Source organism: Shewanella sp. Scap07, from assembly GCF_013394145.1.
In the GTDB taxonomy this organism is placed as follows: Bacteria; Pseudomonadota; Gammaproteobacteria; order Enterobacterales; family Shewanellaceae; genus Shewanella; species Shewanella waksmanii.
On sequence record NZ_CP041329.1, the window covers coordinates 3,900,389 to 3,915,166 of the forward strand.

12 protein-coding genes are annotated in these 14,778 nt (G+C 46.1%); 6 read left to right on the top strand and 6 right to left on the bottom strand.

The features are described 5' to 3' along the window. Positions 1 to 13 precede the first annotated feature (13 nt). Entirely contained in the window at positions 14 to 592 is a 579-nt protein-coding gene (locus tag FLM48_RS17070) for a hypothetical protein (protein ID WP_028771480.1), read from the bottom strand. 152 nt (positions 593 to 744) lie between these two features. Further along, positions 745 to 1,407, bottom strand: a complete 663-nt coding sequence (ung, locus tag FLM48_RS17075; protein WP_179025473.1) for a uracil-DNA glycosylase — start codon at positions 1,405 to 1,407, stop codon at positions 745 to 747. Positions 1,408 to 1,613: 206 nt separating this feature from the next. Between ung and FLM48_RS17080 the strand changes: the two genes are divergently transcribed. Beyond that, positions 1,614 to 2,153 (top strand): type II secretion system protein, encoded by a 540-nt coding sequence (locus FLM48_RS17080; protein ID WP_179026409.1) that lies wholly within the window; start codon positions 1,614 to 1,616, stop codon positions 2,151 to 2,153. Between the two features lie 124 nt (positions 2,154 to 2,277). After that, a complete protein-coding gene (locus FLM48_RS17085) occupies positions 2,278 to 2,598 on the top strand; it encodes a DUF3144 domain-containing protein (protein ID WP_028771483.1) in 321 nt (106 codons plus the stop codon). A gap of 72 nt (positions 2,599 to 2,670) precedes the next feature. On the opposite strand, the gene FLM48_RS17090 is transcribed toward FLM48_RS17085, so the two are convergent. Beyond that, positions 2,671 to 3,285 carry a LysE family translocator gene (locus FLM48_RS17090; protein ID WP_179025474.1) on the bottom strand — a complete coding sequence of 205 codons (615 nt, stop codon included), beginning with the start codon at positions 3,283 to 3,285 and terminating at the stop codon, positions 2,671 to 2,673. 133 nt (positions 3,286 to 3,418) lie between these two features. Between FLM48_RS17090 and FLM48_RS17095 the strand changes: the two genes are divergently transcribed. Further along, on the top strand, positions 3,419 to 3,958 hold the full coding sequence (locus tag FLM48_RS17095) for a thioredoxin family protein (protein WP_179025475.1): 540 nt from the start codon (positions 3,419 to 3,421) through the stop codon (positions 3,956 to 3,958). Between the two features lie 58 nt (positions 3,959 to 4,016). On the opposite strand, the gene FLM48_RS17100 is transcribed toward FLM48_RS17095, so the two are convergent. Then, the gene (locus tag FLM48_RS17100; RefSeq protein WP_179025476.1) at positions 4,017 to 6,677 is read right to left on the bottom strand and encodes a TonB-dependent siderophore receptor; all 2,661 of its coding nucleotides are present in this window, start codon (positions 6,675 to 6,677) and stop codon (positions 4,017 to 4,019) included. A 528-nt stretch (positions 6,678 to 7,205) separates the two neighbouring features. On the opposite strand from FLM48_RS17100, the gene FLM48_RS17105 reads away from it, so the two are divergent. From FLM48_RS17105 to FLM48_RS17115, 3 genes are all read left to right on the top strand, one after another. Then, entirely contained in the window at positions 7,206 to 8,612 is a 1,407-nt protein-coding gene (locus FLM48_RS17105) for a sigma-54-dependent Fis family transcriptional regulator (RefSeq protein WP_256871144.1), read from the top strand. A 193-nt stretch (positions 8,613 to 8,805) separates the two neighbouring features. Then, positions 8,806 to 10,278 carry a cytochrome c oxidase accessory protein CcoG gene (gene ccoG, locus FLM48_RS17110; RefSeq protein ID WP_179025478.1) on the top strand — a complete coding sequence of 491 codons (1,473 nt, stop codon included), beginning with the start codon at positions 8,806 to 8,808 and terminating at the stop codon, positions 10,276 to 10,278. A 264-nt stretch (positions 10,279 to 10,542) separates the two neighbouring features. After that, positions 10,543 to 12,141, top strand: a complete 1,599-nt coding sequence (locus FLM48_RS17115) for an AMP-binding protein (RefSeq protein ID WP_179025479.1) — start codon at positions 10,543 to 10,545, stop codon at positions 12,139 to 12,141. A 60-nt stretch (positions 12,142 to 12,201) separates the two neighbouring features. Here the strand turns inward: FLM48_RS17115 and FLM48_RS17120 are convergent, their stop codons facing one another. Continuing rightward, entirely contained in the window at positions 12,202 to 12,720 is a 519-nt protein-coding gene (locus FLM48_RS17120; protein ID WP_179025480.1) for a lipocalin family protein, read from the bottom strand. Positions 12,721 to 12,806: 86 nt separating this feature from the next. After that, positions 12,807 to 14,660 carry an ABC transporter transmembrane domain-containing protein gene (locus tag FLM48_RS17125; RefSeq protein ID WP_256871145.1) on the bottom strand — a complete coding sequence of 618 codons (1,854 nt, stop codon included), beginning with the start codon at positions 14,658 to 14,660 and terminating at the stop codon, positions 12,807 to 12,809. Positions 14,661 to 14,778 lie beyond the last annotated feature (118 nt).

The window sequence follows — 14,778 nt, forward strand, 5'->3', positions numbered from 1 at the left end:
TCTCTACATGCTGCTATGGATTGATGCACCACAAGCTTAAACAGGACGATTGTCCCACTTGCGTTTGCATGTTGGGGCAATGCGCCACATAGTGCCGCGCTTCACCACAAGAGCTCATCTGCATACACTGAGTTTTACCCTCGCAGTTAAACACCATATCGCTAGTATCAGTTTTACCCACATAGTGCTCAGAACCGGCAGGAAACAGCCCTGCTGGCGGCAGCACTCGATCACTAACAAACGGGTTATATTCCACATTAAGGCTTAAGAAAATCATCCCAACGGTCAACACCACCACCAACAACAGATTCATTCTTGATAACCAATCAACATCAAAACCTTGGCGCTTAAAGCGACTAAGTCGAATCGGTTCACCGTTATCTATTTGTGCGCGAACACTGAGCAGGGGGTGTTGGGTGCTAGAAGTACGAAGGTAAGCAACGCGGTCGCCAACTTTAGGTAAGTAATTTATGGGCTCGATATGTTTCGCTGCGACCATCAGAGGCTCTGAGCCATCATCAGGGGCAATAAAGCCCACATGACTATGACCATCCCACTTGGTTAATGATCCACGCTTGATTGCAAAAAACATAAGCCACTACCTTCCTCCATCACGCGGAGGTTAATCCATTAATCAGGTAAATTTCACTCGCTGTACAAAGCCAGTGCAGTCAGTACATCCATTGAACTGCCAACCCTATTAACTATAATCAGCTTTCGCTGATACGGCAAGTTTGAGCAGCGTTAATCTAACCGCCAGTCAATCACTGATTGTTGCGTGTTATTCAGTAGCTGATTGATTTTAGAAAAGTGTTTGCAACCAAAAAAACCGCGATAAGCCGACAGTGGCGATGGATGCGGGCCCGACACTATTTGGTGCTGCGAGGCTGTGATTAACTTGCCCTTTTTAATGGCGTGGGCCCCCCAAAGTACAAAGATAATCGGCTGCGTTTGTTGATTGAGCAGCATCAGGGCTTGATCAGTAAACACCTGCCAACCGGCTTTAGCGTGCGAGTGCGCCTGCCCTTGCTCAACGGTCAATACCGTATTGAGCAACAACACACCTTGGCTTGCCCACTGACTTAAATTACCATGGCTTGGAATACTAAAACCGTCGATATCATCCGCCAGTTCTTTGTAGATATTCACCAGCGAAGGCGGCACTTTTTGCCCTTTTTGCACCGAAAAACATAAACCGTGGGCTTGATTAGGGCCGTGATAGGGGTCTTGCCCCAAAATCACCACTTTAACCTTATCTAATGGCGTGACATCAAAGGCGCTAAATACCTGAGATTGAGGTGGGTAAATCACTTTGCCCGCATCACGTTCTGCCGCGACAAAAGCTTGTAACTGCTTAAAATAGCTTTGCTGTTGCTGCTGCTCGATAAAGCTTTGCCAATCTTTCATTGTTATCTCTGTTGTTTCCAATACCGCCAATGCTCACAAGCTTAAGGCCCGTCAACAAGCGATGCAAGCGAGCTAACCCGCTCACTTAACCGCAAACTTTGCAGCGTCAATGTTAAATAATTTAAATGCTTGGCTATCTGATTGAAAACACCAGTGTTATACTAATATTCTTGTCAGTAATTACAGGATGTCACGTGAGTTTCAATATGCCGACTAAATCGCAAACAACACAGCACGGTTTTACCTTAATAGAACTGGTGGTGGTTATTATTGTGTTGGCCATATTAGCCGTGGTTGCCCTACCTAAGTTTATTAATATTAAACAAGATGCCGAAGTTGCCACGGTGCAAGGTATGGGAGGGGCATTTAGCGGCGGCATCACCCTGGCAAATGTAAAATGGGCAACCTTAGGCAATACCGGACCTGCCGATAATTTGCAGATTTTCCCCGGTGGAAGCGAAGGACAACTCGATATGAACTTATGGGGCTTTCCTGCGCAAAACTACCCGCCCTTTGAGTCCAGTCCTCGACTTAACAACACCAACGATTGCATATCGGTGTGGGAAACGGTGTTGCAAGATGCACCAAGCATCTCTACCTCAACTGACGCCGAAGACTCAACCTATCGCGCCACCTATATTTCACCAGATCAGTGCCGCTATATTTATAACCCCTTGCCGACTCTCTCTATTTACTATGACTCGCGCGACGGGACTGTGATCACAGACGACGACCCTAGTAGCTAAGTTATTAGCTTCATCTTGAGTTAGATCCCATAAACTTAAAATTGATGATTCATTCATTGCTGAATTACGTTAGTATTCATCCACGAAAATAACATCAAACTTGTCATTTTAGAGTGAGTAAAGCATGTCAGAAGAACAGAAAGCGACAACGATTTTTCAACTAGCCGATAAGTTCATCGCGCTAGCAAACGAGCTAAACAACCAAGAACAAGATGTTGGCAAAGTGGGCACGGCAATGCGTTTTGCTGCGTCACGATTCAATGCGTTTGAAGCAGCCATTAAGTCTTCTGATCTACAAGCTGAAAAAGACAATGCACTTGAGTGGTTCACCAAAGAATACCACGACATGCTAAGTGACAACTTAGATGACCACATTCAAAACCCGCCAAGATCAGCAGAAGAACCTAAGAAAGATGAATCTGTACAGGTTTTTAACGGTCAATAATCTCGCCGCTTAAGCCAATAAAAAAAGCCATCATCATTGATGGCTTTTTAGTCTCTGTCATCTAACCTGGCTTTAGAGAGTCACTAGGACTCGCACCGCCAGTAATATCAGTACCACACCTGAAAGCTTATCGATTAGCGCTGCGCGCTGGCGTAATTTGGGCAGCACCGCACTGTGAGACAATACCAACGCGATAAGCGTGTACCACAATCCATCGACAACTAACGGCGTCAACACGATCAGTGATTTCCCCCACAGATCATCTGCCACCATGACAAACTGGCTAAACAAAGCCAAAAAGAACAACATGATTTTAGGGTTAAACAGTGAAATTGCGATCCCATCTCGGGCCGCAGTCCAAGCATCGGTTTGCTCGCCAGCTTGCAGCTTCTCAGACATGCCGCCCTTAGAGCGTAATGCTTGAACGCCCATCCAAGCCAAGTAGAGTGCCCCTAAAATCGCAATCGCATTGAAAACCATCGGTGCCTGCTTGAGCAGTACCGCTAACCCAAGCAAAGTGATCAGTGCATAAATGCCAATACCAATAGAATGAGCCCATGCGCAGATAATGCCTTTAGCGCGGCCGCCACCTAACGTATGACGCACCACCATGGCTAAACTCGGTCCCGGTGACATCGCACCCAAACAACAAATAGCCAGCAGCCCAAACCATGCACTCAATGTCATTAACACTTTCCCTATTACACTTAAAAATAAGGTCGCCAGCTTATCGTGATTTTTGTGACTGAGCAAAAGCTGCAGAGTAATTATTTAGGCTTTTGTTTGCTACACTAGCATTTTTCCACACACCAAGGTGCTTATGAGCGCTATCGTTATTGTCAGTCTAATCAGCTTAGCTTTGCTCATATTGCTAAGTTTATGGCTGAGCTATAAAAAATTGACTGGTCAGCCTATTCCAACTGCAGTGATCGTGTTATTGCTGATTTTTAGTAGCTGCAACGCCGCGGTGTGCTACTTTGTCTACCCCAAAGAGGATTTTCAAGCCTATAAACAGTTGCAATGGCAGCCTTTGGTGCCAACAGAAATTGCCACATTGGTGAAGCAAGGCAACACAGTATTTATCGATGTGACTGCCGATTGGTGTAGCATCTGCAAGCGCAATAAAGACAGCGTGCTAAACCGAGAAGTCATCGTACAGCAGTTGGCTAAAAGTCATGTAATATTGATGCGCGGTGATTTAAGTCAACCCAACCCCAGAATTGAAGCGTTTTTGCAAAGTCAGGGCCAGTCAGGCATTCCTTATAACCGTGTCTATGGCCCGAATGCGCCCAATGGTGTAGTGCTGCCAGGCAGTTTAACCATTACCGATGTTGAGCAAGCCCTCGCCTATGTGCAATAAAGACAATAAAAAGCCCTGCTAAGTGCAGGGCTTGTTGTAAAAACTAACCGCTTAGCAATTAGAAGTTATACGCCCCTTTTAGGTAGTAGTAGCCACCATTAAAACCAAATGGCGAGGTTTCATAGTACTTACCGCCCCACTGGTTATTAACACAACCGCCACAGGCCGCAGCACCTTCTTCAGTAAAGTTAATTTCTGTCGCTTGCTGGTCAAAGATATTTTGCGCACCAATTGAGACCGTAAACGACTCATTGATAAAGTAGCTCAGTTCCATATCAACCGTCACTGCCGCTTCACCTGTGTTGATAGTGGCATCATAATCGACGTGAACCCCTTGATATTCACCAAAGTAATTCACCCGGGTAAACAGACCAATATGATCCCAGTTTGACGCCCAAGTAAAGGTGGCACGATGGTTGGGCAGATCGTTCTCTAAACGAGAGACTTTAAAGTCACCTGTAATATCTGAATAACTATCAACTTGAGTCTCGTTCCAGTTGTAGGCCAGTGAGAACGTTGAATCACCTGCAAGTAAATCTGCACTGTAGTTGGCAACAACATCAAGACCTTCTGTCGTGGTATCGAAATCGTTGGTAAAGAAACTTACCTGCGACAAGCCATCTACATTAGGCACACCCGCTTGTTTGAGCGCTTCTTTATCTGCTTCAGATAAGGTGATTTTTTCAGACTGACTAATGCGATCTTCCACTTTGATATTGTAGTAATCCACCGTTAGGAAGAAATCGCCTTGATTATAAACCGCACCAAAGGTGTAGCTTTTAGACTCTTCTGGGGTTAACTCTGTACCGCCAAGTTGCACCGAAATCGGGTTGGTGGGTGGCAGCAGCGCAGAGTCAACCAACTGGCCGTTAGATAAGTTAGTTTGCACATTACTCACATTAGCTTGACCTACCGTTGGCGCACGAAAGCCAGTATTGTATGAGCCACGTAATGCAATATTATCAGTGATGGCGTAGTTGGCAGCCACTTTGTAGTTCACCGTCGAACCAAAGCTATCGTAGTCTTCGTAACGGACTGCCAATTCAGCGAGTAAGCTTTCTGTAAACGGCAGCGAGAAATCCAAATAAATAGCGGAGTTATTACGGCTATACTCGCCTGCTGCTGAAGGTTGGAAACCTGGGAAGCCATTGGAGCCAATACCAAAGCCTTGGTCTGTTAACGGCCCAGCAATGAAGGATGGCTCGTCACCGGCAACCACTTCAAATGTTTCATCGTGCCACTCTAGACCTGCAGCAATCGACACATCGTCAGCTAAACCAAAATCGGCAAATTTAACGAAATCTGCATTGAAGTTAGTTTCTGACTGAATGTATTTACCCGGACTAAAGTCTCTTGGCGTATCGGGACCGAGCGAAGCGTTGACCGTGTTATAGATAAAGTAGCGTGATTCGTTGCGGCCCATATTGGCACTAAAATCATACAGCACGCCGCTTAACCACTCTATTTCAAACTCACCTTTGGTACCTAAGGTCAGCGAGCTATCTTTGATGTTGCCACCAAAGTTTGGCGTGAAGCCACCGGGGATCATATTGTTAAATGCAAAACAGTTTGCTGCCGCCAGTGAATCCAGTGCCGCTTGATTAGGTAAACCATTAGCACCTATTTCTACCAATGGACAATTGAGTTGCTGGTCGCGGCCATCGAGTGAACCGACCAACACTGTGGGGGTCGCATTATCCCAGGCTTCTTGGCCGCTTGGGTTATCATCGCCTGGGCGATACATATTTACCCCGCCGACGCTGCGTACATTACCGCCATATACTCCCGCGCGACTGTTGGGATTACGGTAATAGAAACCGCCTTTAACATCACGTTCAGAATAGTTACCAAACATATAGGCTTCTGATTTATCGTCTAAATCTATACCAAAATTGGCAAAAATAGAGATATCATCTTTAATCTCTGGCGAGCCCCAAATCTGCGCAGGATCAGCAACTTCTAATCCTGCATCATTAAACGCTTGTGCGTCAGGGCGCTGTACACTGCGACTGGTGGGATCGGCGTTTTTATATTGAAAGCTAAAGTTAGCAAAGCCGTTTTCAGTCAGTGGCATGCCTATGTTGCCAGACACCTCAGTGGTTTGGCCATCACCTTCATAATACTCACCGGCTTTGGCCTCAATGCTGCCACCCTCGGCATTGTCTTTAAGCACAAAGTTAATCACGCCCGCAATGGCATCCGATCCGTACTGGGCTGCAGCACCGTCTCTAAGCACTTCGACCTGCTTTAAAGCAATACTAGGGATCACTGAAATATCAGGGCCATGGGCACCATCGTTAATACCGCCGCCCAAAAAGGTAATTACCGATGAGCGATGTCTACGCTTACCATTAAGCAGAATCAAAGTACTGTCGGCAGACAAGCCGCGTAAATTAGCTGGTCTCACCAAACTGGCGGCATCACTAATCGGGTTTGAGTGCACATTAAGTGATGGCACTGAGCCCTTTAATACCTCTAGCATGTCTGAGTTACCAGATTTGGTCAGCTCATCGGCGCCAATGATATCGATGGGAACCGGTGAATCACCGATAGATCTGGGTGTTGCTCTGGAGCCCACCACAGCGATTTTTTCTACGTCCTCCAAGCTAACTTCCTCTTCAGCTTGAACGGCGAAACTCGCACCAGATAAAGCCATAGAAATAGCTAAACTAAGCGCACTTATGTTGGTTGCATTGTTATTGTTGTCAAAGGTCATCATTATTCTCGTTTGTTTATAAGAATCTTGACCCGATTGCTAACTGACTCGCTCTATTTAACGGCGATTTTTACAGCAATTAGGATCTTCCCCAGAAATGAAATTAAACATTTCATTTACTTTTTTATAACAAACAAACCATAAAAGCTAATGCTAAATTAGCCAGGCAAGACTAAGGTATAGGTTGATAATTTAAACAATTACGTCACCACGCTAATAAATAATGAATAAAAACCATGAGTTCAGTGTAAATAACCATCAAATAATAACTTTGCAAGATCTGACCAGTTGGGCAAATATTTTGTCTCGAAGCGTCAATTGTTAACAAATACCTTGCCGCGACCAAATTTAATCAATGACCGCAGCGCAACATGGGCTATTCAAGCCAATACCTACTCCTTTCGCGATATATCGCCAATTTTGTCCAATACCACTATACTAGCTCCATAATCGGTATTCGCTGGACTCAGTATGGCCACTTCAAATTTGCGCATCGATAGCACTCACCCTAATGACGCTAATCAGCAACTCATGCAGTTTTTGCCAGAAAATAAATTAATTCTCGACGCAGTTAACGAGGGAATTTATGGCTTTGACCTCAACGGCAATGCGGTATTTATCAACCCGGCCGCAGAGAAGATGACCGGCTGGGATAGTGCAGAACTACTTGGCAAAAATATTCATGATTGCCATCACCATAGCCATGCAGATGGCAGCCATTACCCGCAGGAAGATTGCCCAATTTACAACACCTTGCATGATGGATTGGCGCGGGAGATCAGCCATGACGTGTTCTGGCGCAAAGATGGCAGCAGCTTTCCAGTACATTACACCTCGACCCCTGTGTATCGCGACAACAAACTGATTGGTGTAGTCGCGATATTTCGTGACATTAGTATTCAGAAGCAAACTGAGGACTCATTACGTCAGGCGTTAGAGCAGGTCCAAGCCCTGTCTGAAAAGCTCGCCACCGAAAACCACTACCTGTTAAGCGAGTTAGCCAGCCATACAGGCGATGTTAGCCTATCGGGTGACAGCCCTAAAATGCAGCAAGTTGCCCAGCAGATAAAGTTAGTCGCCCACACCAATAGCACTGTGCTGATCAGCGGCGAGAATGGTACAGGTAAAGAGTTGGTTGCAAGAAACCTTCATCAACTCAGCGACCGTGCTGATAAGCCGCTCATCAGTGTAAACTGCGCCGCTTTCACTCCTAGCCTGCTTGAGAGCGAGCTATTTGGCCATGAAAAAGGCGCATTTACCGGCGCATCAAGTCGCCGCAAAGGCCGTTTTGAACTGGCTGACAACGGTACCCTGTTTCTTGATGAGGTAGCCGAACTCTCCCTTGAAGCACAATCGAAACTACTGCGAGTAATACAAGAACAAGCGTTTGAGCGTGTTGGTAGTAGCCGCAGTATTAAGGTTGATATTCGTTTAATTGCCGCCACTCACCATGATCTCAACAAACGCGTTGAACAAGGGTTGTTTAGAATGGATCTATTCTACCGCCTTAATGTGTTCCCTATCCATGTGCCGCCACTACGGGACCGTTTAGATGACTTACCCTTGTTAGTGAAAGATATCTTGTTAGATATCAATAAGAAGCTCGGAAAGAAAATTACTGGCATTAGCAAGACTAGCCTGAAACATCTCGCCGCTTATGGCTGGCCTGGCAATGTGCGCGAGCTGCAAAACCTGTTGGAACGCTACAGTATTTTAGCCCAAGGCGAGCTTTTACACCTGCCAAAGTTAACACCACAAGCTAGCACCCAACCGGACGATGTCCTGTTGCTTGCAGAAGCTGAAAAGCTGCATATAGAAATGGTATTGCAACGCTTTAGCTGGCGTATTTCTGGGCCAAATGGTGCAGCCAATGCACTTGGGCTCCCACCAAGCACGTTGCGTTCAAAAATGGCTAAGTTGGGTATCAAGCGCGACTAATCCACACTATTTAACCTCGATCTATTACGCCCAAAATCACGATATATCGCCAAATAACGATATATCGTGATTTCTCAATAAACAACTAAAAATAAAAACACTAATAATCATGAGCTTATATAACTAAAAACTTGGTATCGACTTTGCTATTACAGGCTTACTTACTAGGCATGTCAGCAGTTGGAACCTAACAATGACTAATCAAGCTTTTAACCACAAAAATAACAAGGTTAAATATCATCTTAATGCACAAAGTAGCGATGCTGTGGCTATTTCCGCAAGCAATAAGGTGAATCAAAAATATCAACAGCAAGCCATTAAAGTAAAAAACCTAGATACAACTAAAAAAATCCACATCAAGTCGCAAAAGGGCCACTTCCAAAAACTGCGCACTATTTTTAATAGCCTTTTAATCGCGCTATTTTTTGCTATTCCATTTATTCAATATCAAGGCCAACAAGCCATTTTATTTGATTTAGATCTGCAACAGTTTCGCTTTTTTGGTACCACCTTATGGCCACAAGACTTTACCTTACTTGCCTGGGTATTTATTGCCGCAGCCTTTCTGTTGTTTTTTATCACGGTATTTTGGGGACGCATTTGGTGTGGTTATCTGTGTCCGCAAACCGCTTGGTCGTTTATCTATGTTTGGGTAGAAGAGAAAATTGAAGGCAGTAGCAATAAACGCCACGCACTCGACAAAGCGCCATGGAGCCAAAAAAAGCTGCTTAAGAGAGCCAGTAAGCATCTGTTCTGGGGTGTGATAGCCCTGCTTACCGGTTGCGGCTTTATCGCCTATTTTGTGCCAGCAACTGAACTCTATGTCGATGTGTTTAGTTTCAGTACTTCCTTTTGGGTTGGCGCTTGGGTGTGGTTCTTTGCCGCCTGTACTTACCTAAATGCTGGCTGGATGCGCGAGCAGATGTGTTTGCACTGCTGCCCGTACGCCCGATTTCAATCAGCAATGTATGATGCCAACACGCTTGCGGTAACTTATGATGCGCAGCGGGGTGAATCTCGCGGCCCGCGCAAGCGTAATCAGGCCACTGAGCTTGGTGATTGTGTAGATTGCCACCTATGCGTAGATGTATGCCCAACCGGGATAGATATTCGCAATGGCTTGCAATATGAGTGCATTAACTGCGGTGCTTGCGCCGATGCGTGCGATGAAACCATGACCAAATTTGGTTATGCCAAGGGCCTGATTCGCTACAGCAGTGAAAACGAGATGGCGGGCATAAAAGTGAATCGATTTATGTCATTGAAGTTTGTTGGCTATGGCCTTGCCTTTGCTGCGTTCATAGCTATTTTTGCTGTCGATCTGCAACAAAAATCGGCAATTGAGCTTAATATTCTTCGCGACAGGCAGGCCCTTTATCGCGAAAATAGCGACGCCCAAATAGAAAACAGTTACACCTTGAAGATACGCAATAAAACCCAACAAGATCGACACTATGAGCTGGCTACCACGGCGAAACAAACCTATGTGATTAACGCAGATACCCAGTTGTTTATTAAGGCTGGTGAGCAACTCACCTACCCCGTCACCATAGTGCAAGCCGCGCCAATGGATAGCCACGGCTTCAGTAAACTGACCCTCATAGTGCAAGACATTAGTGACTACAGCCAACAGGTTGCCCAAGACACTAACTTCTATCGTCCATAAAACTATCCCCACTGCTAGTGCATACACCGACAAGTGATATGCACTGGCCTTTGTGCTAACTAGCTGGCCTGAATTAAGCCTCTGACCAGCTTTTGCACCAGCTGTTTCCCCGTGCCGACCACACTCATCTTACCAGTTGCGCTGTGCATATTAGCTGTTGACCTATGGTGAATTTTAGCTCTAATCTAAACACTTGTTTGAAAATAAATACCGTAGCTCAAATTACGCCAACGACAACAATAATATTAACTTACGAGGTAGACTATGGCTTATGACGCCGATACAAGCATCGATATGACCCAATATGAATCGATGATTGATCTGATCGAACAATCAGCACAGCGCTATGGTGACAAAACAGCTTATTGCTGTTTAAAAAAAGCCACCAGCTTTGCCGAAGTTGAGCGTCTATCTCGTGCCTTTGCCTCCTATCTTCAGCAGCATACCGAGTTAGTGAAAGGTGATAGAGTCGCAATTCAATTGCCTAATATTACCCAATTTGCCATTGCAGCCTACGGCGCCATGCGCGCCGGTATGATCTTAGTCAACACCAACCCGCTATACACGCCTCGAGAGCTTATTCACCAATATAATGACTCAGGTGCTAAAGCACTGATTGTATTATCTGATCTGCTGCCAACCTTAACAGATGTCGTCGCCAGCACCGACATTGACTATGTTTTTGCCACCCACGCGCTTGATATGCATGCACCGCAAGACATTGAAACAGGTAATGTCAATTTTACCCGTTTAATGGATGCTATCGACACCGGCCTATCACTAGATTACCAACCAGTAAAAGCGACATTATCCGATCTTGCAGTGCTGCAATACACCGGCGGTACCACCGGACTGTCTAAAGGCGCGATGCTCAGCCATGGCAATCTGATTGCTAACGCTATGCAAATTAAATCACGCATTGGCGAGCGACTTATTCAGGGTGAAGAGGTGTTTGTTGCGCCGCTGCCGGTGTACCATATCTACGCATTCATGGTGAACTTGGTACTGTATTTTGAGCAAGGTGGCTGCTCGGTACTGATCCCAAATCCCCGTGATATTTCAGGCTTAATTGATACCCTTAGCCAGCACCCGTTTACTGGTTTTGCCGGCCTCAATACCCTGTTTGTTGGCCTCTGCCACCAGCCCAGTTTCAAAGCCCTTGATTTTAGCCACCTTAAGGTCACTATTTCCGGCGGCACAGCGCTAACCCAAGCGGCAGCTTCTATGTGGCAGCAAACTACTGGCTGTACCATTAGTGAAGGTTACGGTTTGTCTGAAACCTCGCCGGTGGTATCGCTTAATGCCCCTGGGCTGGAGCAACTGGGTACCATTGGCAAACCGGTTATAGAAACCTCAGTTAAGATCCTCGATTTAGATGATAACGAAGTGCCAATCGGAGAGATTGGAGAACTGGCTGTCAGCGGACCACAGGTTATGCAAGGTTACTGGAACAAGCCTGAAGAGACCGCCAAGGTGATGACCCAAGACGGCTATTTTAAAACCGGTGATGTGGCACTGGCCACGCCTGATGGCCTACATAAGATTGTCGATCGCAAGAAAGATATGATTATTGTTTCAGGCTTTAATGTTTACCCCAATGAAGTCGAAGATATCTTATCTAACCATGATGCGGTATTGGAATGTGCGGTTGTCGGAGTCGACGATCAACACAGCGGCGAAGCCGTGAAAGCGGTCATTGTACTGAGCGACCCTAATAGCGATGAAGCGACAGCTAAACAGCAAATAGAAGGTTATTGTCGTGAACAACTTACCGCTTATAAGGTGCCTAAAATCATCGACTTTGTTGCCAGCTTACCCAAGTCGACCGTCGGTAAGATTTTGCGCCGAGAACTAAGAAAGTAGTCCTGTGGTCTGGGCTAAATAACAATAAAAAAACAGGGAGCTTTCGCTCCCTGTTTCCTGTTAGTTGTTGCGGCTTTGATCGACCCAGATGATCTGCTCGCTGGCAAAGCCCATCTGCTTGGCTTGCTGACTAAAGCGCGCCATTAATGCCTCGTCCACTGTGGGAGTTCGCGACAAAAACCACAGATAGTCGCGGCTATAGCTGGTAATAAATGCGTACTGATACTCGGCATCGAGTTCATACACCACATAGGCACCGTAGAAAGGACCAAAAAAAGACACTTTCAAGTGGCCCACATCGGTGCCGTCAACAAAATAGGCTTTACCTTGGGCATCGTCCCATTGCTGCTCGGCATCAATGAAGCCGCGATTAAGCACCTTAACACCGCCATCTTCACGCATGGAGTAGGTCGCAGTTACCGCCGACATTCCGCGCTCAAAACTATGATCTAGCCTAGCAACTTCATACCAAGTGCCTAAATATTTTGACAACTCAAAGTTATCTACTGGGGTAATATCGTCGGGTAAACTGGTACACCCCGACAATAACAACATGATGATACCTATCCACTTTGCCATGATGGCTTCCTCAACTGAGCTTAACGACTGCTTAATTGTACGTACTATGCCAACAAAAGGTTCATTATTTTAAGTTAAATCAACGATTAGGACACATTTGTCTCGGGTAGAGCGTCAGCAGGCTTACTCGCAAGCTGGTCACCATCGTCGGTTAATAGCTGTAGACTAGCGAACTCACGATACAGACTGCTACTTTGCATTAACTCTTGGTGCGTGCCGCTGGCAACGAGCTGCCCTTTATCCATAACTAGAATCCGATCAGCATTAATGACCGTTGCTAAGCGATGCGCAATAATTAAGGTGGTCTTGCCAACCATTAATGTATCAAGCGCCTGCTTTACTTTTAACTCGCTAACGGCATCAAGTGCGCTGGTTGCTTCATCAAGTAACAAGATAGGACGGTCAGCCAAAATGGCCCGAGCAATCGCAATACGCTGCTTTTGACCGCCGGACAAACGCACGCCTCGCTCGCCGAGATAGGTCTGATAGCCGTCACTGAACTCAGCTATAAACTCATCCGCTCTCGCTGCAACACAGGCCTGTTTGACCTGCTCTTCACTCGCATCTAAGCGGCCATAGCGTACGTTCTCTAACACGCTGGTCGCAAAAATAACTGACTCTTGCGGCACCAAGGCATATTGCTGACGCAGCGTTTGCGGGCACAAGGTGGCGATATCAATGCCATCTAATGCTATGTGGCCACTGTCCAACACGTAAAAACGCTGCAGTAATTCAAACAATGTGCTTTTGCCTGCGCCGCTGGCACCCACTAATGCCACTCGCTCGCCAGGTGTAATATGCAGGCTCAAATCATGGATAACACGACTTGGTGGGCGTCCTTGGTCGGCACTCCCCTCAAGGGCTTGCTGCATATTGTTGTAGCTAAAGTTAATCTGCTGCACTTGTAGCTCGCCGCGTACTTTGGCGGGTAGCGCTGCCGGCTGGGCAACAACAGGAATATCAATAGGTGTTTCAACAAGTTCTATCAATCGTTCGGTGGCACCTGCCGCGCGTTGAATTTCACCAATCACTTCACTAATGGTGGCTACAGAGCCAGCTACCATTACCGCATAAAACATAAATGCAGACAGCTCACCGCCACTAATATTGCCACTCATCACATCATGGGCGCCGACCCAAGTGACCAATGCAATGGCAAGTATGCTTAAAAACATCACCAATGCGATAAGGATAGAGCGGTATTTAATCCGTCCACTGGCCGCTGACATGATAGCTTCAATACGGTCGTTAAATAACTCGCGATCTTTATCCTCATGAGAATAAGCCTGCACGGTGTGAATTTCATGCAATGTTTCATCAACATAGGCGCCTAAGTCACCCATTTTATCTTGGCTTTTACGGGATAGATCTCGCACCTTGCGACCAAAGAAAAAGATAGGCCCTAACACCATAGGCACAGCTAAAAGCACCAGTCCCGTCATCTTTAAACTGGTAAATGCCATCATGGTGATGCCACCAATCACGGTAACACTGGCACGCAAAGCCATCGATAAACTTTGGCCCACCACCGATTGCAGCAAAGTCGAGTCGGCTGTAAAGCGTGAAATCACTTCACCAGTTCTCAATTTGGCATAAAACCCTGGCGATAATTTCAGTAAGTGATCGTAGACTTGCAAACGGATATCGGCACTGACACGCTCGCCAAGCCAAGTCATCAAATAAAAACGACAAAAAATGGCCGAACTACTCAACGCGGTAATCGCGATGACCAGTAAAATAATCTCATTGAGCCTAGCGCCGTTGTCAGCCAAGAAGCCTTCATCGACCATTAGCCGTACACCCTGACCCAACGACAACCATGCCAAAGAGCCAATAAATAAAAACACAATCGCAGCCACTACGCGCCAGCGATAAGGCCTTAGAAATGCACCAATCCATGGTAAAATAGCGCGCTGTTTCGCGCTTGGAGAAGAATGGATTTTGTCTGCTGTTGCCGCTTTATCCGCTAACGGCTGTGCAGAGGCTGTAGAATCACTCAAAGTTATTCCTTAAAGATAGAATCGAGATCTATACCTAATTTAAGCACTAGAATAACAA